Below are 19,870 nucleotides of genomic sequence, written 5' to 3'. Positions count from 1 at the left end.
CCGGGCTCATGTTTATACGTTGCGTATCATAGCCCCATGGACAACTCTTCTCCCACTGCCCTGCTTGACCTGGCGAGGAACCGTTATGACAGCACCCTTGAACTTCTGGAACGAATGGTCATGACGGAGTCGCCCACCGGGGACGCCCCTGGGGTCACCTCCGTCGCCGAGCAGGTGAGGGGGCTCTTCGCTGAGCACGATCCCGAGGTCGTGGCGCATGAGGGGGAGTGGGGGACACACCTCGTAATGGACATCCCCGGCGCGGGCGTGCAACGTGATGCCGCTCCGGTGCTCTTCATCGGACATTCCGACACGGTATGGCCCACCGGAACACTGGAGAAGATGCCGTTCCGGATCGAGGGAGACCTCGCCTATGGGCCCGGCCTTTTTGACATGAAGTCCGGGCTGTTAATCATGCACCAGGGATTGAGCGTCAGCACAGAGTTAGGACTCTCACGGCCGCCGGTGCGCGTGGTTGTGGTCGGTGACGAGGAGGTCGGCTCCCCCAGCTCGGGAGAGCTGCTGCGGGATAGTGCCGAGGGAGTCAGCGCCGTGCTGGGCTTCGAATCTCCTCACCCGGGCGGAGGGCTGAAGGTAGGCCGACTCGGCAGCACGCGACTCCGGCTTCAGATCACCGGGCGCGCGTCCCATGCCGCCCTTGACCCAGAGGGGGGAGTCAACGCCATTGAAGAGCTGGTGGATCAGATCCTCGCCCTGCGCGAGATTATCGGCTCGGCCGAAGACACCGCGCCGGGTGGCGTGTTGTGCAATGTCGGAACCATCAGCGGTGGTGGCAAGACTAACGTGGTGCCTGCTGTGGCAACGGTGGAGGTGGGGCTGCGGTTCCGCACCCCTGAGGTGGAGGAGAAGGTGCTGGCCTCCATCCGAGAGCTCAGCCCCGTGCGTCCCGATGCCCAGTTGGAGGTCGAAACCTTGTCCCAGCGCCACGCCTGGCAGGCGGACGTCGCCGATGAAAAGCTACTCGCCGTGGTGGAGCAGGCTGCCTCGGACGCGGGTCTCGCCGCCGTCGGCGGGCGTCCTGCGGCAGGTGCCGGAGACACGAACTTCTTTGGCTCCCTTGGCCTGCCGACCTTAGACGGTTTTGGTCCCGACGGCGCAGGAGCCCACGCAGCTCATGAGCAGGTCCGGCTAGAATCAATCCCGGAGCGGATCGCCCTGCTGGCGGCGCTCCTCGCGCGGCTCTGAGTCAAACAAGTCGACCAGAGGTGCGTAGCCTTGGGTAGACCGTGGCCGGGGCAGACCCCCTCCTACTCCGTGTGCTTTGTCTTAGCCCCCCATGGCCGCAACTCCCTAAGATCACCGCCGGGAGTGCCTTCGCGGGATCCTTCGTCGACCTCAGCCTGCCGTATCCATTTCAGTAAAGCCCGTCGTTAGGCCGGAGGTCCCTTGCGACCCCTGCCAGGGTGGCACGTTCTGCACATCCCCGTGCGATGAGCATCGCATGATTATGGAAACCCTCCGGGGCGTGTCCTCCGTCACGCCTTCCGGCGCTACGAGCAAGCGACGTACCCCTGCATGGGCTACCTGGAGATCGAGGGCCATCGGCTATCGATCGGCATCTCCTGTGACGCATACGACAACAGCCCCATGGAGTTAACCGTCGGGGAACGCATCCGCGCTGAGACCTTCACGCAGGATATTAGCGACAGTTGCCCGCCTAGAGCTCGCTGCTGCGATGCTGGGGCGATTCGATTAGCGGAAAATTTCTCGCCGTCACGGAATGTCGAGGAATCTCACCTTAGTAAGGTGCCGAGGCACTTACTAGGCCCCGATGCTAGCGAGCCACAGCCCGCAGGGCAGTGGGGGAGAAGCTGGGGCGCTCCACCCCTATGCAGGCGGGCTACAAGCCCCCCCTGAGCATGAAGATTATCTGGGAGAGGTGGGCACCATGCTGCGTTTATCGGTTCGCAAAGCCACCGAAATGTTCATGCTGGTGATGTGCTCCACCCACGGTTCGTCTGGAAGCACCTCGTCAGTAGCGGTCCTATCCCGTACGTGATTCTTCAGGATGAAGTCCCACGGGCCAGCAATGCGTGAGGCGTACTTTATGTGCTCCGAACGCCTAATCCCCTCGGCCACGGTCTCCAGATGCCTCGGCGGCACATCGAGCCAGGTCAGCGTCTCGGTTCCCAGCCCTAAGGCCTCAGGGTCGATGACCGCTCGGATGGCAATCACGCCTTCCCGGCGCAGCGCGTCGAGGCGCCGTTTGGCGGTGACATCAGAGGTTCCCGTGCGGCGACCCAGTTCTTCATAAGACATGCGTCCATCCAGCTCCAAGGCCTGCAACAGAGCCTGGTCCCGGTCCGTAAGGTTCTCCGTGGTGCCGATGTGCTGGTTGGAACTCAGCCCGGCTGAGGTTCTGATGGCGGCCCGTTCATGGGCCGAAAGGATGCCTAGGTTCCACCACCGAGCCAGGCGCAAGTACTCGATAACCGGATAAGTGCGTATATCCCGAATACCTGCCACGGCAGGCAGTTCTTCGAGAAGAAAACTGGTCTCCTCCTGAGACTCTGCGGTGATTTCAGCAACCACGTCAAAATCGCCGGTAGTTACATGCGCCCAGTGACTGGCTGCGTGCTGGCTCAGCGCACGCGAGGTCATCCGGGCCTGTCCGTGGCCGCAACGAAGCGCCACCACATGTCCCAAGGCCGGCAGGCCAATAGCAACCACTTGCACCGTGGCAGATTCCAGCAGGGCGTTACCGCGGCGCGCCACTGTGCGCTCATTAACGCCAAGAGCGTGGGCAATACGTTGCCAAGAGGCGCGGCCATCCACATGCAGGGCCTCCATCATCTTCATGTCGAGCTCTGCGGAAGATCGCGACATTAGGGCCTCAGTTCTTAAGGAGTGTCGTCATAAAAATGTCTGATTTCGACATTAGCACGTAGCGAGTTGACGTCGTTTTTCTTGGCGATCAGACTCATGGCACCTAATCGAACATGTGATGCAACACACAGGAAATGCACAATTAACGTGGAGGATACATGGTTGGCTATGTGGTCCGGCGGGCTCTGGCACTGGTGCCCGTATTGAGCGTCGTCGCCGTGGTGACGTTCGGGCTGATGCACCTGATGCCCGGTGACGCTGCGGCGGTGATGCTGGGGCCGGATGCCTCCCCGGAACAGGTCGACGCGCTGCGCGAGTCCCTGGGTCTCAATGACCCGCTGCTGGTGCAGTTCTTTTCCTGGGTTGGGGCCGCGCTTACTGGCGACCTAGGGACCTCCTTGTTCATTGGCCTGCCCGTCACCGAAGTGCTGCTGGCCGCCTTGGGTCCCACGATCAACCTGGCGGTCTTGGCTCAGGTGCTGGCGATTTTGATTGGCGTACCGGCAGGCATTGTGGCTGCCAAGAAGCAGGGCACTGGGGCCGATCAGACAGTCATGGTTGGTGCGCTGATGGGGATCTCAGTGCCGTCGTTCCTACTGGGACTGTTCCTGATGTTGCTCTTTGGGGTGATCCTGGGTTGGCTACCAGTTGCTGGGTATGTCCCGCCTGACCAGGGGTTAGGGGAGGCCTTGCGATATCTGGCTCTCCCGGCGATCGCTCTGGGAGCGATGCAAGCAGCCCTAATAGCCAGAATGACACGTACCGCGATGCTGGACACGTTGTCGAAGAACTACATGAAGACGGCGAAAGCGAAGGGGCTGAAGGCGCGCGTGACGCTATACAAGCACGCGCTACGCAACGCCGCACTGCCCATCATCACCACTATCGGTCAGACTTTGGGGACGTTGATCGCTGGGGCGGCTGTGGTGGAAACAGTGTTCAATATTCCTGGGATCGGTCAGCTGATCGTCAACAGCGTGGAGCGGCGTGACCTGGTAGTGATCCAGGGAGTAGTGCTGATGATCGCGGTCTCCTACGTGCTGATCAACTTCTTGGTCGATGTTCTCTACAGTGTGCTCGATCCAAGGGTTCGCTTCGCTGGAGGAGACAGCTAATGACACAGACATCTACTTCGCAGACCGGTTTCGAAGCTGCGTCTCCGGGTGGCGGTAAGCCCAAGGGTATGACGGTGGGCTCGCTGAATAGGATAGACAAGACCCGTTCACGCGGGTCGAGGTTCCTCAGCCGATTCGGCGCCCATAAGCTGGCACTGACGGGGGGCATCATCCTCCTTCTGGTTACGTTGGTGGCCATCTTTGGGCCAATACTGACACCGTCGCCGCTGGAGTTGGACCCAGCGAACCGCCTTCAGGCTCCCAGCAGGGCGCACCCGTTCGGGACCGACAACTACGGTCGCGATGTTCTGGCCCGCGTGGTGGAGGGTGCTCGAGTCTCACTGCTAGTAGGTGCCGTCACCGCGGTCTGCACCGCGGTGTTGGGCTGCGCGGTGGGCCTGTATGCCGCCTATAGTCGGGTCGCGGACATGATCTTGATGCGCATCAGCGACGGTTTGATGGCGTTTCCGGCGATCCTGCTGGCGATTGCCATCATGGCGGCCCTGGGTCAGCAGACCTCGAATGTCGTGATCGCTATGACGATTGTCTTCACTCCTTATGTGGCCCGGATCGTCCGCTCTTCAGCCCTGGTGGTCAAAGAACAGACTTTCGTGGAGGCGTTGAAGGCCCAGGGAGCCTCCCGAACCAGGATCATCTGGATCAACATGGCACCGAATGTGGTCTCGCCGCTGATCGTGCAGGCCACCTTCGTATTCGCGGATTCGATCATCACAGAGGCCGCGCTGAGCTTTCTGGGCGCCGGTGTGCCGCCTCCTGCCCCGTCGTGGGGCAACATGCTGCTGGACGGCAGGACGGTGATCTACAACGCCTGGTGGATGACGGCCTTCCCCGGAATCTTCATCATGGCTACGATCCTCGCAATCAATCTACTCGGGGACGGGCTGCGGGATCTGCTGGACCCCACCTATCGCGGCAAAGGTGGAGGTAGCAAGGGCCGGGCTCGCAAAGCAGCCAGACAGGCTGCGGACCAGCCCGCTGGGGCCCTTACGCAAGCAAAGGTGCGGTCCGCCAGCGCTTCTGGGGCGGGCCCTAACGACCGAAGCGATGATGACTCGGAAGAAGGAACACGATGAGCATTTCCTCACCCCCGACAACTTCACGCCCCAGAGGACAGGCGTCGGAGCCAAATTCCAACTCGAACGTGTTAGAGGTTCGCGATCTGCGGACTACCTTCGCTACTGAAGACGGCGAGGTCACCGCGGTCGACGGCGTCTCCTTCACCGTGGCGCGTGGCGAAGTGCTCGGTATCGTCGGCGAGTCCGGATGCGGCAAGTCAGTCACCGCAGAATCGGTGATGCGTCTGCTCGATGAGGACACCACTTACTACCAAGGCTCAGTAGTCTTCGACGGCGACACCGAACTGCTCCAGCTTCCCGAGGACCGAATGCGCAACTATCGCGGTGGCCGGCTGGGAATGATCTTCCAAGACCCGATGTCGTCGCTCAACCCCGTCTACAGCATCGGTAACCAGCTGATCGAAGCGATCCGAACCCACACCACGCTTTCGAAGAAACAGGCCCACGACAAGGCCGTGCATATGCTGGAGCTAACCGGGATTCCAGAGCCTGCCCTGCGGATGGCACAGTACCCTCATCAGCTCTCCGGCGGGCAGCGGCAACGTGTGGTGATCGCCATGGCACTCTCTTGCGAGCCTGAACTGCTCATCGCCGACGAACCGACAACAGCGTTGGATGTGACTACCCAGGCCCAAATCCTGGAGTTGATGGAGGAGCTACGCGCCCAGTTCGACGCCGGTACTATGTTCATCACCCACGACCTAGGGGTGATCGCCGAGATCTGTGACCGGGTGATCGTGATGTACCTGGGTCAGGTCATCGAAGACACCGACGTGCATACCCTCTTCGACGCCCCAGCCCACCCCTATACCCGTGGCTTGTTGGCTTCCACGCCATCTTTGGAGACCGATAACTCCCACGACCTGCCAATCATCTCCGGAGCGGTGCCGACGTTGCGCAATGTTCCCGCGGGCTGCCGGTTCGCAGACCGGTGCCCCTTCGTGATGGATGCGTGCCGGCAAGACAATCCCGCCTTGCGCCAGTATCGGCCCGAGAGCGAGGGAACACCGTCCGGCGTGGCCGATGCCACCGAGTCTGGCCCCGGTGAGGGCGACCGGCATCTGGTTCGCTGCATTCGAGCCGAGGAGATTCCGGCGATCATCGAAGCCGAGCTGTCCGCCTCTAATCCGATCGGATACTCCAACGACTCCCGCGATGCTGAGACGGCAACGGGCCCCGAGAGTGACTTTTCCGCTGAGGAGCGCCAGCAATGACGGTACCCAATTGGGCAGCAGCAGAGTCCACGCCGAGGCCCGCCCCTCTGCTCTCAGCCCGCGGCCTGGTCAAAGAGTTCGTGTCGCGCTCTCCGTTGGGGTTCAAAAAGGGAGGTGTAAGGGCGGTTAACAAGGTAGACCTGGATCTCTATAAGGGTGAGACCTATGGGTTGGTGGGAGAGTCCGGATCGGGTAAATCGACCACAGGCCGGCTACTTCAGGGCCTGATTGTCCCAACCGCCGGTGAGATCACCCTCGCCGGGGAGGTCATGGACACCACCGCCAGAGATTCAATGCAGATACGCCGAGACATCCAGATAATCTTCCAGGATCCTCACTCTTCGCTGAACCCACGACGCCGCGTGCGCCACATCCTCGAAGAAGCACTGCGGATCATTGGGGAGAAGAACACTAAGATGATCCGGGAACGGGTTAAAGAGTCGCTGAATGCCGTGGGCTTCACCGAAGAGCATGCTGAGCGGTTCCCACATGAGTTCTCCGGAGGACAACGCCAGCGAATCGGCATCGCACGTGCCCTGATGGTCGAACCTAAAGTGCTGATCTGCGACGAACCGGTCTCGGCCCTCGATGTTTCCATCCAGGCCCAAGTTCTCAACTTATTGCGCAAGCTACAGCGGGAACGCGGCCTGACTTACCTGTTCATCTCCCATGACATGAGCGTGGTCCGCTACCTGGCTGACCGCGTGGGGGTAATGCTCAACGGCGAACTCGTCGAAGAGAACAACGCGGCCGCGCTCTATACCGACCCGCAACACTCCTACACGCAGAAGCTGCTGTCCTCAGTGCCGGTCCAGCACCCCAGCCAGCGGCAGGAAAAGAGCCGCCGATACTCAGCTTCCGCCGGGTTGACTTAGTCGCGTCTCCAGGGCGGTCCTGCACCAGACCTAAAGCTCACGTGCCCAACCCGCTGCCATACATAGGTAAACCGCCAGATCAAGGACACCACTATGAAGCTCGAATCCGTTACCGTTCGCCGGCTGAAGATGGAAATGCTAGAGCCCTTCACCACCAGCTTTGCGACCCAGACTCACCGGGACCTGTTAATCGTCGAAGCCCACAGTGGCGGGGACATCGGTTACGGCGAATGTGTGGCGATTGCGCTGCCGCTTTACTCGGAAGAAGCGACCAGCACCGCTGCGGTGGCTCTTGAAGAGTTCATCATTCCCACGCTGCGAGGCCAAGACATATCCCACCCCTTCCAGGTCTCTGAGCTTCTCAGCCCCTTTAAACGCAACAACATGGCTAAAGCGGCTCTTGAGGGGGCGGTCTGGAACCTCTGGGCTACCAAGCAGAGCTTATCCCTGGCCGAGTCCTTCGGTGGCAACAAATCCGCAGTTGACGTCGGGCTCAGCATAGGGATCAAAGAGACAGAAGCAGAGCTCATTGAAGCTGTTGGCGCTGCCGCCGATGCTGGCTACAAGCGCGTGAAGATAAAAATCGCGCCGGGCCGCGACGACAAGTTTTTGCGCGCGGTGCGCGCCGAATTTCCTGACACCCCGATTATGGCTGATGCCAACTCCGCCTACAGTCTTGACGATGTCGAGCTGTTCGCCGCCCTTGACGAGCTGAACCTGCTGATGATTGAACAGCCGCTGGCCCACGACGACATCGTGGACCACCGACACCTGCAGAGCAGCATCCGTACACCGATCTGCCTAGATGAATCCATCCATTCAGCCGAGGACGCTCGCCAAGCCATCGAGTTGGGTTCCTGCCGGATCATTAACGTAAAGATTGGACGAGTCGGCGGAATTGCCGAATCCCAAAAGATCGAAAGAATCTGTCATGACGCTGGCATCGGCCTGTGGTGCGGCGGCATGCTGGAGACCGGAATCGGGCGGGCCCACAACGTCGCCATCGCCGCCCTGGAGGGATTCAACCTGCCTGGTGACACTGCACCGTCCTCCCGCTACTGGTCCGAAGACATCATCGAACCCGAAGTGGTGATGGACAACGGACAGATCAAGGTGCCCACCGTAGCGGGACTCGGCTACCGGGTGCGACGCGAGCTTTTGGAGCAGCTGACTACCTCGTCCTTCTCCATCGACCTCGGGGTATCCTGATGTCTGCAACCCCCGAGACTACTGCAGCCTTGACCCACCGCAGTGCGTGTGAGTTAGCTGCCGACGTTCGCTCCGGGACACTCGGCGCCGTGGAGGTGACCCAGGCGCACCTGGACCGCATCGCTGAGGTTAACCCTGCTGTCAACGCTGTCCAGGACCTCCAGGCCCATACTGCGCTGGAGCAGGCTCGCGCAATCGACGCCCAGCCTGATCAGGCGCGCAGCAACCTTCCTCTTGCAGGTCTGCCGGTGGCGGTAAAAGACCTCGCACCGACTGCAGGGTTCCGCTACACCCAGGGCTCCCCGATCTTTGCCGACCGAGTTGCCGGGGCCGACGCACTCTTCGTCAGTCGTATGCGAGCAGCCGGGGCAGTAATGATCGGTAAGACCAACACTCCCGAGTTCGGCTTGGGTTCGCACACCTTCAACTCGGTCTACGGGGCAACCCGCAATCCTTACGATCTGGCACGCACCGCGGGAGGAAGCTCCGGCGGTGCGGCGGCTGCCGTGGCTACACGCATGCTACCCATTGCTGATGGCAGCGACACAGGCGGCTCGCTGCGCAATCCCGCATCTTTCTGCAACGTGGTCGGACTACGGCCTTCTCTGGGGAAAGTGCCAAATGTTCCGGCGGATTTTCCATACAGCACGCTCTCAGTCAAAGGGCCGATGGCCCGGACCGTGCGCGACACTGCGCTGCTTATGAGCACCATGATTGGCAACGACCTCCGCGATCCGTTCAGCGTTGATGAGGATCCGACGCGCTACCTCGACGTGGCTGGATCCCCCCCCGGCGACCGTATTGGAAAACAGAGGTTACGAGTGGCCTGGACACCGGACTTCAGCGGGAGCTTTCCAGTGGAAACAAGCGTACTGGAGGTCTTGGAACCAGTCATCTCTCAGCTGGCTGAGACCGAGACAGAGATGAGGGTCGAGTCGGCGCACCCTGACCTCTCAGGGGCCCACGAGGCCTTCTGCGCCCTGCGGGGACTGCAGGTGCTAGCCACCCTTGGCCCGTTGGCGCTAATGCATCCCGAGAAGCTGAAGGAGGACGCCCGGTGGAACGTAGAAGTGGGACGCAGGGTCACGGGGGTGCAGGCATCGAAGGCTCATCGGGTTCAAGGCATCAATTTCCAACGCATGGCGCAGTTCCTCACCGACTACGATGTCCTGCTTACGCCGACATGCCAGGTACCACCCTTTGAGGTCGGGCAGCGCTATCCCCGACAGATCGGTTCATCAGCGATGGCTGACTACCTGGAATGGATGGCCCTGCCCAGCGCAATAAGCCTCACCAGCCACCCTGCGATCTCGGTGCCTGTAGGTTTCACCGCCGAAGGCCATCCGGTGGGACTGCAGATCGTGGGGCGCTACCGCAGCGAGGCGGCTCTTCTGGAGTATGCCAAGCGGATCGAGGCGATCTGCGGATCCAGCGTAGAGGCGCCGCAGACTGACTTTTCCGTGCCCCAGGAACGCTTTCCCGAAATCCTCTGAGGTTTGGCAGCGCCCCCTCAGAGCAGTTCACGAGCTACCGACAAACAAGAAGGATTAATACACTATGGACTTTCCCCTGTGTGATGTGCTGATCACTGGCGGACGGGTGATCGACCCGGAGAATGCCATTGACGTGGAGGTGAACATCGGCATCGTCGGCGACAAGATCGCCTACGTAGGTGAGGGGACACCCGAAGCTCAGTCGGTGATCGATGTCCGGGGCAAGATCGTAGCTCCTGGGTTCATCGACCTGCATAGCCATGCCCAAGACCTGGCCGGTCATCGTCTGCAGGCCTTAGATGGAGTGACCACTTCGCTGGAACTTGAAGGCGGGGCCGCGCCGGTATCGAAGTCCTACGACTGGTCCAATAGTGAGGGCCGCCCGCTGCACTACGGCTACTCAGCTGGGTGGCTCTACAGCCGCGCAATCATTAAGGAACAGTTCGACGAAAATGCCGTAGCTGGACTCTCAGCACTCCCTCTCGATGCCTTCTCTGCCATCCAAGGGGGTGCCCACTGGAGGGAGCCCGCCACGGCCGAAGAACTGCAGCAGATTCTTGGTTTGGTTGAAGAGCAGCTAGACGCTGGTGCCATCGGCATCGGGGTGCTGCTGGGCTACGCTCCCCGCACATCATCGGAGGAACTGCACGCTCTGGGTAAGCTCGCGATGAAGCGCCAGGTCCCGTTGTTCGTCCATATGCGCTGGGGCGCAAGAGTTCCCGACCACACTCCGGTGGAGGGGGTCTCCGAACTCCTGGAGCTCAGCCGCACCACGGGAGCCCAAGTACATTTGTGCCACTTCGCCAGCTCCAACGCTTCTATGGTTGAAGAGTCCGCCCAGTTGATTTCTGAAGCGCAGGCCGAAGGCCTGCCTTTCACGACTGAGTCCTACCCTTTCGGGCTGGCCTCCACTGTGATCGGAGCCGAGTTCCTCTCCCCGGAAAGCCTGCAGGCCACCAACACTCCCGCCAGCACCATCACCTATTTGAAGACCGGGGAAGAGGTGGCCAGCTTTGAACGTCTCCGCCGGCTACGCGCGGAGGATCCGGGCGGGCTCTGTCTCATCCGTTACTACGATGAGCGCGAGCCCGCTCAGCTGGAACAGCTGAAGCAGGCGGTTTCACTACAGGGAGCTGCCTTCGCTTCTGACGCGATGGTGGTCCAACCCCTAGACCAGGCCGCCGACCGCTCCGGCTTGGACCTGAGCCAGTGGCCGTTACCCAGCGAAGGCATCACCGTCCATCCACGCACCACCTCTTGCTATGTGCGTGCTCTCTCCTGGTTGCACCGCGACACCGGAACCCTGGGTCTCAGCGAGGTCATCGACCGTTCCTCTGCCTTGCCAGCACGGATTCTGCGCTCATCGGTCCCGGCCATGGAGCGTAAGGGCCATTTGGGAGTCGGTGCTGACGCCGACGTTGTGATTTTTGATCTTCAGCGCTTGGAACCCAATACCAGCTTCGCCCCCGTGACCCCCAGCAAAGGGATCGAGCACGTGCTGGTGGGTGGTACCGCGGTGGTCAGCGGTGGGGAACTGCTACCTGAGCAACGACCTGGTCAGCCCGTTTTTGTCAGCACGTCAACCTAGAACTCATTCGTATGCCTCGAATAAGGAAAGGAATCACCATGAAGAAAAGTCAATTATTTGCCACTGGTACAGTTTTCACACTGGCGCTGAGCGCCTGCGGCGGGGACGGAGCCCCCGAGGAGGGCGACGGAGCCGACGTCGAAGTCGGGGGGGAGTTCGACATTGCTTGGAACGCTCAGCCACCCACCCTGGATCCCACGGTCAGCACGGCTACTGCAACTCGTGACATCTCACGGAACTTCTTCGAACCGCTAGTTACCCTCGATGCCGATGGTGAGGTCCAGACCGTACTCGCGGAAGACTACGAAGTCTCAGACGATGGACTGGACATCACGTTCACTCTACGCCAGGGAGTAATGTTCCACGATGGCACTGAGATGGAGGCCGAAGACGTCGTCGCCTCCCTGCAGTCCTGGATGGAACGTTCCAGTGTGGGTCAGAGTTTCTTTTCCGAAGCTGACGTCACTGCTGACGAGGATGGAGAGGTCACTGTAACTCTTCCTGAACCGATGTACATTGCAGTGGAGCTGCTGGCCGACCAGGCGCAGCTGCCGATGATCATGCCGGCAGAGATCATCCAGGACGCGCCCGAAGAGGGTGTCGAAGAATACGTCGGCACCGGTCCCTATGAGATGAGTGAGTGGTCCACTGACCAATACATACAGTTAGACCGCTTCGAAGACTACGAGTCCCCTGAGGGCGAAGCCAGCGGCACCGCCGGGGAAAAGGATCCTTATTTCGACACCATCTACTTCCACATTGTGACCGACTCATCCACGCGGCTCTCCGGCCTGCAGTCAGGTGAGTACGACGCCGCCAACGCTCTGCCATTGGATAACGTGGAGATGCTCGAGGACGATGACAGCGTTGACCTAGTCGCGGGAGAGCAGGGCTTCAACGGGGCAGTCTTCAACAAGCAAGAAGGCCTGATGGCAGATGAGACCATGCGGCAGGCCGTGCTGGCCGCGATAGATGCCGAGGCGCTTCAGCAGTCGGCCTTCGTTTCTGAGGAGTTCTACAACACCAACGCAGCTCTGATGCCCGAGGACTCCGATTGGCACTCCGATGTGGGGCAGGAACTGTTTGAGAACGATGACCCTTCGGTTGTTGAAGATCTACTTGAAGAGGCTGGGTACGATGGAGAGACCGTACGGATCCTCACCACCCGTGAGTACATGGATCACTACAACGCTGCCGTGCCCATGCAACAGCAACTCGAGGACGCTGGCCTTGACGTGGAACTGATCGTTACCGACTGGGCCACCGTGTTGCAGGATCGCGACGATCCGGAAGCCTACGACATCTTCATCACAGGCTTCGCGCCGACAACGGTTCCGGTCGGTTTCGTTTTTCTCTACGAGAACTGGCCCGGTTGGACCGACAGCGATGAAATCGATGCCGCTCTCGACCATATCAGTACCGCACATGACGAAGAGGAGGCGTTAGAGGGTGCCGAAGAGCTGCAGCGAGCCTTCTATGACTACCTCCCGATAGTCAAGTTTGGTGACAAGTTCACGGTGACCGGCATGCGTGCTGACTTGGAGGGGTATGAGTATGAACCCCTCCCCGGAGACATCTTCTACAACACCCGCGAATCCGGCCAGTAACCGTGTCGAACAAGGAGCGACGAATGCCCAGCGCCGACCAAGTCGCGCTGATGCTACCCCTCGCTCGTGCCACGATCCCGGGTCCGGAGTTGACGATCTGCGCCGCGTGGCGACCACTTCGTTGGACCTCGGAGCCGGGTGCTGCCGGCGTGGGCCGCCAACGAAGAGCCCGAGACGCAACGAAGGCTGGTTCCTTGCGGGTACGCAGCGAGTTGGTTGGCGCCCGGGTGGGGACCTGGAAAAGCAGTGGTCGGCCCGGATGTCGCAGTCGCCTAGCGGCGGACCGCAGGGCCTTCACCGGACGGTAGGACACATTCTCCGAAAGTGAGGGCTGATGTTGCTCGAGGAGCGGCCCGCCGGGGCGCTCCTCGAGCAACACAGACTCTGTTACAAGCGAAAGGTCGGTTGACACTCGTATGTATAGCGTTCCATCTGCCGATTTCACTGATCACGCGGTAGAGCTCACTGAGGCCGCGTCACAACGCCTGTACATTATGATCGCTGATACCAGGCGGCTAGTGGAGACTGAGACGCCGTCGTCGGATCACACCGCTGTGGCGCAGGGCGCCCGCGATATCGTTGACCTGCTGAATGAGCGGATTGGAGCCGAGCCCGAAACTATCGTCATCGACGGTGTAACGCACGTTCGGGTGCGCTTCGGTGCGTTGGCACCGAAAGTAGTGCTACTCACCCACCAGGATACGGTGTGGCCCCGCGGGACGCTGGACCGTATCCCGTTCTCAGCCCAAAACGGGTTACTACGTGGTCCCGGCGTCTTTGACATGCTCACGGGGCTAGTCATGTCTATCCATGCTACTAGTATTCTGGCCGAGACTGGGCAAAATCTGGAAGGCTTGAGCATCTTGATCACCGGAGATGAAGAGGTCGGCTCGACCACTTCCTCCCAGCTTATCCTGGAAGAAACCGCTGAAGCGGAGGCCGTATTGGTTCTTGAGGCTGCGGCAGAGGGTGCTCTGAAGGTGGCAAGGAAGGGCACCAGCATTTACCAGGTCGAAGTAAAGGGCAAGGCGGCTCACGCTGGGCTGGAGCCGGAAAAAGGTGTCAACGCAGGTGTCGCTCTTGGCATGCTGCTTCCTCAGATCGCAGCATTGGCGAAACCCACCCTCGGGACGACCGTGACTCCAACGGTCTTCTCGGGGGGCTCCACGCAGAACACCGTGCCTGACCGAGGAAAGGTTGCCGTGGATGTTCGTGCTGTCACCATCGCTGAACAGGAACGAGTCGACCAGGCTCTGCACAGCCTAAACTCAGACGTCCCCGGGGCCGCAGTCACCGTGCATGGTGGTATCAACCGTCCGCCAATGCCGTGCAGCGCAGCGCAAGACCTTTTCGAGCGGGCAGTCTCGGTGGCCGATGAGCTGGGCGTGGACCGCCCCGAATCCGCCGAAGTCGGCGGGGGGTCCGACGGGAACTTCACAGCCGGCGCCGGGATACCCACGTTGGATGGGATGGGTGCGGCTGGCGACGGTGCTCACGCTGAGCACGAGCATGTGATCATAGCTCAGATCCCGCCGCGCACCGCGCTGCTGGCCGGCATGATCCGTTCTGTGCTGGGAGGGTCTGAGTAGATGTCGAAGGACTCGGTTGTTGACGTCGTGCCGCAGCATGTGATTTTCGCAGCCCACACTCTCGCAGACCAAACAGCCCGGCAAGCCGGGGTGGTCATGACTGAATTGAGGACCCCGCAGCAATGCGCAACCGCCGCCGAGCTGCTTGATTGCATCTGGAACGATGACAGTGGGGGAGCTGCTCCGGTGGAGCCAGGTCTCCTGATCGCCCTTGGGCACGCGGGCAACTACGTCGCTGGCGCGTACCTAGACCAGCAGATGGTAGGCGTCACTGCAGGGTTCTTCGGGGCCCCGGCGGCCGGAAGGATGCATTCCCACATCGCTGGTGTCTCGGCTTCGGCTAAGGGCAAAGGAGTGGGAACGGCCATGAAGCTGCACCAGCGAGCGTGGTGCCTCCAACGCGGCGTCACTACGTTGGAGTGGACCTTCGACCCGCTGATCTTGCGCAACGCTGGCTTCAATCTCAACAGACTCGGCGCACAACTGGAGGAGTATCTACCTAACTTCTATGGGACGATGCGCGACGCTACCAACTCCGGTCACGGCAGCGACCGGGCTCTGATCCGCTGGCACCTGGGTCGGCCTGTCCGGCCGCTGGGAGACGCGTTAGAAAGTGCATCGCGCATCGTGCGTCATCTCGATATTGGGGAAGACGGAGCCCCAGTGCGCACATCTGAAGATCTCCGTACCGTTGCTGAAGGCATGGTCGGACTACGCGTACCACGTGACATTGAGGGTATGCGCGCGCAGTGCTCGACGGTTTCCGTGCAGTGGCGGCAGGCGCTGCGCGAGACTATGTACCCCCTCATGGAAGCGGGATGGCAAATCCGCGGAATTCTGCGCGACGGGACATACGTGCTCCAACGCTAATGGAGCCACGGACTGCCGATAGTACGGTGACTAAGCAGATCGACGGGTTCCTTAGTTTTGGGACCGACGACTATCTTCTCGAGGCTAGGTGGCTGAATGCCACCGTCAGCCGAGAAGCAGCCGACGCCTTCGCAGCCAAGGTTCAGCGAAACGGCAAGAATGCGCTGGGAATTTTCGTCGCCGGTAATGGTCTCTCCCGACCTGCCCTCGATAGCTACAAAGAGTCGACGCCCTTTATCACCCTGGTTGGGACCGACCTTTATCTCGTGCTAGACGGACGTCTCCGGCTGGACGACCTACTCAAGGCGAAACAGCGCCACGCCAACGAGACCGGCTCATGTTTCCTTCCCGCTTCTTCCTCGTGGCCGAGTTATAGGTGCAGGAGAACGAGTGCAATTATTGATGAGGAGTAAGCCCAACGCCATCACACCGCTCCCGTCGTCCTTCCGGCACTCGATCCTCAGAGTCTTTGACCCGGCGACGCCGCCGCGCATGATCGTCGAGGCAGAGAGCATTTTCAAGCACGCTCTAGACACGCGGAGACATGGGTTGAATCGGAATTGACCAGGGTATTCACGCGCCGAAGGCCCCGACCAAAGTCGGGGCCTTCGCGGGTTCGCAACCTCAAGGAAGGGGGCGTGCTGCCAATACACCAGCGCCGTAAGCCCACACGGATTCCATTGCGTACTGCCAGAACTTGCGTCCTGACCACTGAAACCGCCAAGCGGTCACCTTGTAGTAGAACTTCTTCAACATGTTTGCTCTCATGATGGACCTCCCGTCCTCTTTGTCGTCGTTACTTACATTCTTGGTCCTCGACCAGTCACTCAGTAGGCGAACGACGCCGAGAAGCAGCAGCGCCACCACAACCTCTAGGACGCCCCAGTTTCGAAGTGGGTCCGCCCCCAGCTTTCAGGCTGCGAACGCTCCCATATTACCTAACTCACAACGACGCTCAGGACCCCAGCACCGGCTAGCAGTAGCGCGATGCAAAAGGGTGTGATCGACCACGAAGCCTCAACCGAGGCCCTCGGAGAAGTAGGCGCGCGTGATCTTCGTCAAGGTCGGAAGCTCAAGAGAGGCGGCCCCCTGCGGTTCGTCGGCGTCAACCGAGTGGAGGGTGCAGAGCGGCACGCTTCGGTTCGATCTGGCGACCCTGCCCATTGGCCTGGATGACGTTGAGTCTCCCTTGCTGCACCGCCTCACTGATCGCCTCGGCCAGGAGGAGCGCGGCCCCCGAGAGTCGGCGACCTCGTCGGGATCGAGTGCCCAAATGGTTCGGACGCGCCGCCGCGGGCTCAAGAGCACATGGCCAGGCATGGTCGGCTCAGTCGGGAAGAACGTCACGACGTTCTCGTTCCGGCAGACCTCGCGGAAGTCGGGACTGTCGTGTCCACTACGCCCCGCCCGTAAGACTATCCCTGTGCGTGCGGTGCGCCACCGTCAGGAAGCCGCCTGCCCTGCTTCAGACCGGATCGCTCATACCTGGCCGTTCATCGAGCCTTCGGTGTGCCGGAGGTGATGGGTGGCATGTTCTCGGATGCGTGGTTGGTCGAGGTTGTTGCTGGCGTCAGGGTTCTGTTGTTTCGTGCAGCGGCAGCAGCACGGAGGGTTCGACCGGGCCTAGGAGGAGCATCGGGTTGATGTATTGGCCGTGGTGTCGGACTCCCCAGTGCAGGCAGGGGGAGTCGCAGTGGTGGGTGCCGTCGTCGTAGGTGTTTAGGTGTCCGATGGGTTGTTCTTGGCTGACGGGGTCTCCGTCGTTGAGGTCGGTTTCGATGGGTTCGAAGGAGCTGATGTAGCCGTTGCCGTGGTTGATGGAGAGCACGTGGCGGTTGACTACTGTGCCGGAGAAGCTGACGACCCCGTCGGCGGGGGAGCGGATCTGCGCTTTCGCGGGTGCGCCCAGGTCCAAACCCCTATGCCCCCGGGCCCAGGGGGCAGGGGGAGCCGCGAACTCCCGGGCGATATCAGCACTCCGCAGCGGAGGCTCCCAGTCATTCGGATGGAGCGAGGGTGAGCTCTGCGTCGTTGCCGGCAAGCTCAGCAGGGTCAGGAGGAGCAGAGTCAGGAGCGAGCGCCTCGCCAGGAACATCTCAGCCATGCACCAACTCTGAGACGAGACGCCGCTGCCCCAGAACCCCTGTGCAAGGCCGAGGCGGGGCATCGGCTCAGGGAGGCGCGGAGCGGGTTGGGAAAAAGGGCGCGTGCGGCTAGACTGAGCCCCAGCAGCTGATGCGTGCGGTCTTTCCGCGTGCCCAGCTGACTACGCGCTGTGATTCCCCGCGTGCTGCGCGGGTCGATCCCTTCGGTCCATTCATGATGCTCAGGCGACTGGGCGTGGTGTGTGCTGGGGTCGGGAGCCCAGGCTTGCATCGCAGCTAGGAATCCGGGAAAGCCGGACACACCGCAACCGAGAAAACTAGCCGGAGCTGCATGGGTGCGCCCATGTCCCAAGCCCGGCACCGAAAGGACTTTTCATGTCTGTCGTCACTATGCGCCAGCTGCTGGACTCCGGCGTTCACTTCGGCCACCAGACCCGACGCTGGAACCCGAAGATGAAGCGCTACATCTTCACCGAGCGCAACGGCATCTACATCGTTGACCTGCAGCAGTCGCTGTCCTACATCGACCGCGCCTACGAGTTCGTCAAGCAGACTGTCGCCCACGGCGGCACCATCCTCTTCGTCGGCACCAAGAAGCAGGCCCAGGAGGCCATCGCCGAGCAGGCCACCCGAGTGGGGCAGCCCTACGTGAACCACCGCTGGCTCGGCGGCATGCTCACCAACTTCGCCACCGTCTCCAAGCGTGTGCAGCGGATGAAGGAGCTCGAGGAGATCGACTTCGACGACGTCGCCGGCTCCCAGTACACCAAGAAGGAGCTGCTGCTGCTCTCCCGCGAGCTGGAGAAGCTGCGCTCCAACCTGGGCGGCATCCGCAACCTGAACAAGACGCCCTCCGCGATCTGGGTTGTGGACACCAACAAGGAGCACCTGGCCGTGGACGAGGCTCACAAGCTGGGCATTCCGGTGGTCGGCATCCTGGACACCAACTGCGACCCCGACGAGGTCCAGTACCCCATCCCCGGCAACGACGACGCCATCCGCTCCGTGGACCTGCTGACCCGCGTGGTCGCAGATGCTGTGGCCGATGGCCTCATCGCCCGCGACGAGAAGCGCGGCGGCGGCTCCGGCCAGACTCCTGCTGAGCCGATGGCTGAGTGGGAGCGCGAGCTGCTCGAGCAGCACGCCGCCGAGCAGGGCGCTGAGCAGCCCGAGCAGGCTTCCCCCTCCACCGAGGGCGACGCCGCCGCAGAGGCAGAGACCGGTGAGGCTGAGGTTCCCGCCAACGCTGACGCCGGCGAGGCCGCCGAGAAGACCGAAGCCTGATCCTTTAAACCCCCTGGGAGGAACGCAACTCATGGCGAACTACACCGCTGCCGACATCAAGGCCCTGCGTGAGCGCACCGGCGCCGGCATGATGGACGTCAAGAAGGCCCTGGACGAAGCCGACGGCGACGTCGACAAGGCCATTGAGGCCATCCGTATCAAGGGCCTGAAGGGTGCCGCCAAGCGAGAGGGCCGTTCGGCCGCCGAGGGGCTGATCACCGCCAAGGTGACGGACCAGGCCGGCTACCTGCTCGAGGTCAACGCAGAGACCGACTTCGTCGCCAAGTCCGACAAGTTCGTCGCACTGGCAGAGAAGGTCCTCGACGTTGCCGTGGCCGGCGGCCACAGCAGCGTCGAGACCCTGCTGGAGGACGAGGTCGAGGGCAAGAAGCTCTCCGACTACGTCACCGAAGAGGCAGCCATCCTGGGCGAGAAGGTGGTCGTGCGCCGCCTGGCCAAGATCACCGGCGGCTACGTGGACGCCTACCTGCACAAGACCTCCAAGGACCTGCCTGCCCAGGTCGGAGTGCTCTTTGCAGCGGACAGCGACTCCGAGGACGCCAAGGCCGCAGCTCACGACGTCGCCGTGCACGCAGCCGCCCTGTCCCCGACCTACCTCGTCCGTGAGGAGGTCCCCGAAGAGACCGTCGCCGACGAGCGTCGCATCGCCGAGGAGACCGCCCGCGCCGAGAACAAGCCGGAGCAGGCTCTGCCCAAGATCATCGAGGGACGCACCAACGCGTACTTCAAGGAGCACGTGCTCGTCGACCAGCCCTTCGCAAAGGACCCCAAGCAGACCGTCAGCCAGATCCTCGACGCCGCCGGCGCCAAGGCTGTGGGCTTCGCCCGCTTCCGCGTCGGCTCCTGAGGCCTGAGGCGTTAAACTGAGCTGAACGTCTTCACAGGAAAGGGGGTGGCCATCACTGAGGTGGCCACCCCCTTTTCCTATGCCCGACATCCCGTCCCAGAAGCCCCGC

At 61.5% G+C, this 19,870-nt stretch carries 16 protein-coding genes; 14 read left to right on the top strand and 2 right to left on the bottom strand.

From position 1 onward, the window contains the following. The first annotated feature begins 36 nt into the window (after positions 1 to 36). The gene (locus FWJ47_RS11825; protein WP_147108599.1) at positions 37 to 1,206 is read left to right on the top strand and encodes a M20/M25/M40 family metallo-hydrolase; all 1,170 of its coding nucleotides are present in this window, start codon (positions 37 to 39) and stop codon (positions 1,204 to 1,206) included. Positions 1,207 to 1,887: 681 nt separating this feature from the next. On the opposite strand, the gene FWJ47_RS11820 is transcribed toward FWJ47_RS11825, so the two are convergent. Then, positions 1,888 to 2,847 (bottom strand): Lrp/AsnC family transcriptional regulator, encoded by a 960-nt coding sequence (locus FWJ47_RS11820; RefSeq protein WP_147108596.1) that lies wholly within the window; start codon positions 2,845 to 2,847, stop codon positions 1,888 to 1,890. Positions 2,848 to 3,005: 158 nt separating this feature from the next. Between FWJ47_RS11820 and FWJ47_RS11815 the strand changes: the two genes are divergently transcribed. The 11 genes from FWJ47_RS11815 (at position 3,006) to FWJ47_RS11765 (ending at position 15,917) form a co-directional block, all read left to right on the top strand. Next, complete coding sequence (locus FWJ47_RS11815) at positions 3,006 to 3,962, top strand: ABC transporter permease (RefSeq protein WP_147108593.1); 957 nt, start codon at positions 3,006 to 3,008, stop codon at positions 3,960 to 3,962. Next, entirely contained in the window at positions 3,962 to 5,056 is a 1,095-nt protein-coding gene (locus FWJ47_RS11810) for an ABC transporter permease (RefSeq protein WP_147108589.1), read from the top strand. The genes FWJ47_RS11815 and FWJ47_RS11810 overlap by 1 nt, the downstream gene beginning before the upstream one ends. Continuing rightward, on the top strand, positions 5,053 to 6,273 hold the full coding sequence (locus FWJ47_RS11805) for an ABC transporter ATP-binding protein (RefSeq protein ID WP_147108586.1): 1,221 nt from the start codon (positions 5,053 to 5,055) through the stop codon (positions 6,271 to 6,273). Before FWJ47_RS11810 ends, FWJ47_RS11805 begins: the two co-directional genes overlap by 4 nt. Then, positions 6,270 to 7,148, top strand: coding sequence for an ATP-binding cassette domain-containing protein (locus tag FWJ47_RS11800; protein ID WP_147108583.1), 879 nt, complete (start codon positions 6,270 to 6,272; stop codon positions 7,146 to 7,148). The genes FWJ47_RS11805 and FWJ47_RS11800 overlap by 4 nt, the downstream gene beginning before the upstream one ends. A 93-nt stretch (positions 7,149 to 7,241) precedes the next feature. Then, a complete protein-coding gene (gene menC, locus FWJ47_RS11795) occupies positions 7,242 to 8,357 on the top strand; it encodes an o-succinylbenzoate synthase (protein ID WP_147108580.1) in 1,116 nt (371 codons plus the stop codon). Next, positions 8,357 to 9,850 (top strand): amidase, encoded by a 1,494-nt coding sequence (locus FWJ47_RS11790; RefSeq protein ID WP_147108577.1) that lies wholly within the window; start codon positions 8,357 to 8,359, stop codon positions 9,848 to 9,850. The genes menC and FWJ47_RS11790 overlap by 1 nt, the downstream gene beginning before the upstream one ends. Before the next feature lie 64 nt (positions 9,851 to 9,914). Beyond that, on the top strand, positions 9,915 to 11,438 hold the full coding sequence (locus FWJ47_RS11785; RefSeq protein WP_147108574.1) for an amidohydrolase family protein: 1,524 nt from the start codon (positions 9,915 to 9,917) through the stop codon (positions 11,436 to 11,438). A 38-nt stretch (positions 11,439 to 11,476) separates the two neighbouring features. After that, a complete protein-coding gene (locus FWJ47_RS11780; protein ID WP_170228576.1) occupies positions 11,477 to 13,045 on the top strand; it encodes an ABC transporter substrate-binding protein in 1,569 nt (522 codons plus the stop codon). 494 nt (positions 13,046 to 13,539) lie between these two features. After that, entirely contained in the window at positions 13,540 to 14,634 is a 1,095-nt protein-coding gene (locus tag FWJ47_RS11775) for a M20/M25/M40 family metallo-hydrolase (protein WP_246126293.1), read from the top strand. Then, positions 14,635 to 15,504 (top strand): hypothetical protein, encoded by an 870-nt coding sequence (locus tag FWJ47_RS11770; RefSeq protein WP_147108565.1) that lies wholly within the window; start codon positions 14,635 to 14,637, stop codon positions 15,502 to 15,504. Positions 15,505 to 15,530: 26 nt separating this feature from the next. Then, on the top strand, positions 15,531 to 15,917 hold the full coding sequence (locus FWJ47_RS11765) for a hypothetical protein (RefSeq protein ID WP_147108562.1): 387 nt from the start codon (positions 15,531 to 15,533) through the stop codon (positions 15,915 to 15,917). Between the two features lie 1,157 nt (positions 15,918 to 17,074). Here the strand turns inward: FWJ47_RS11765 and FWJ47_RS11760 are convergent. Then, complete coding sequence (locus FWJ47_RS11760; RefSeq protein ID WP_170228575.1) at positions 17,075 to 17,608, bottom strand: M23 family metallopeptidase; 534 nt, start codon at positions 17,606 to 17,608, stop codon at positions 17,075 to 17,077. A 376-nt stretch (positions 17,609 to 17,984) separates the two neighbouring features. On the opposite strand from FWJ47_RS11760, the gene rpsB reads away from it, so the two are divergent. Continuing rightward, positions 17,985 to 18,893, top strand: coding sequence for a 30S ribosomal protein S2 (gene rpsB, locus FWJ47_RS11755; protein ID WP_147108556.1), 909 nt, complete (start codon positions 17,985 to 17,987; stop codon positions 18,891 to 18,893). Positions 18,894 to 18,924: 31 nt separating this feature from the next. Continuing rightward, the gene (gene tsf / locus FWJ47_RS11750; protein WP_147108553.1) at positions 18,925 to 19,761 is read left to right on the top strand and encodes a translation elongation factor Ts; all 837 of its coding nucleotides are present in this window, start codon (positions 18,925 to 18,927) and stop codon (positions 19,759 to 19,761) included. Positions 19,762 to 19,870 lie beyond the last annotated feature (109 nt).

Origin of the sequence: Nesterenkonia populi (assembly GCF_007994735.1) — a bacterium.
In the GTDB taxonomy this organism is placed as follows: Bacteria; Actinomycetota; Actinomycetes; order Actinomycetales; family Micrococcaceae; genus Nesterenkonia; species Nesterenkonia populi.
The sequence above is the reverse complement of the archived record's forward strand: the minus strand, read 5'-3'. Positions and strand labels throughout refer to the sequence as shown.

What these genes read in the sequence shown, in the direction of transcription:
- FWJ47_RS11790 (WP_147108577.1), top strand. Translation starts at nt 8,357, where the DNA reads ATGTCTGCAACCCCCGAGACTACTGCAGCCTTGACCCACCGCAGTGCG.
- FWJ47_RS11775 (WP_246126293.1), top strand. Translation starts at nt 13,540, where the DNA reads ATGATCGCTGATACCAGGCGGCTAGTGGAGACTGAGACGCCGTCGTCG.
- FWJ47_RS11825 (WP_147108599.1), top strand. Translation starts at nt 37, where the DNA reads ATGGACAACTCTTCTCCCACTGCCCTGCTTGACCTGGCGAGGAACCGT.
- FWJ47_RS11760 (WP_170228575.1), bottom strand. Translation starts at nt 17,608, where the DNA reads ATGGCTGAGATGTTCCTGGCGAGGCGCTCGCTCCTGACTCTGCTCCTC.
- FWJ47_RS11810 (WP_147108589.1), top strand. Translation starts at nt 3,962, where the DNA reads ATGACACAGACATCTACTTCGCAGACCGGTTTCGAAGCTGCGTCTCCG.
- FWJ47_RS11780 (WP_170228576.1), top strand. Translation starts at nt 11,477, where the DNA reads ATGAAGAAAAGTCAATTATTTGCCACTGGTACAGTTTTCACACTGGCG.
- FWJ47_RS11805 (WP_147108586.1), top strand. Translation starts at nt 5,053, where the DNA reads ATGAGCATTTCCTCACCCCCGACAACTTCACGCCCCAGAGGACAGGCG.
- rpsB (WP_147108556.1), top strand. Translation starts at nt 17,985, where the DNA reads ATGTCTGTCGTCACTATGCGCCAGCTGCTGGACTCCGGCGTTCACTTC.
- FWJ47_RS11815 (WP_147108593.1), top strand. Translation starts at nt 3,006, where the DNA reads ATGGTTGGCTATGTGGTCCGGCGGGCTCTGGCACTGGTGCCCGTATTG.
- FWJ47_RS11785 (WP_147108574.1), top strand. Translation starts at nt 9,915, where the DNA reads ATGGACTTTCCCCTGTGTGATGTGCTGATCACTGGCGGACGGGTGATC.
- menC (WP_147108580.1), top strand. Translation starts at nt 7,242, where the DNA reads ATGAAGCTCGAATCCGTTACCGTTCGCCGGCTGAAGATGGAAATGCTA.
- FWJ47_RS11800 (WP_147108583.1), top strand. Translation starts at nt 6,270, where the DNA reads ATGACGGTACCCAATTGGGCAGCAGCAGAGTCCACGCCGAGGCCCGCC.
- FWJ47_RS11820 (WP_147108596.1), bottom strand. Translation starts at nt 2,847, where the DNA reads ATGTCGCGATCTTCCGCAGAGCTCGACATGAAGATGATGGAGGCCCTG.
- FWJ47_RS11770 (WP_147108565.1), top strand. Translation starts at nt 14,635, where the DNA reads ATGTCGAAGGACTCGGTTGTTGACGTCGTGCCGCAGCATGTGATTTTC.
- tsf (WP_147108553.1), top strand. Translation starts at nt 18,925, where the DNA reads ATGGCGAACTACACCGCTGCCGACATCAAGGCCCTGCGTGAGCGCACC.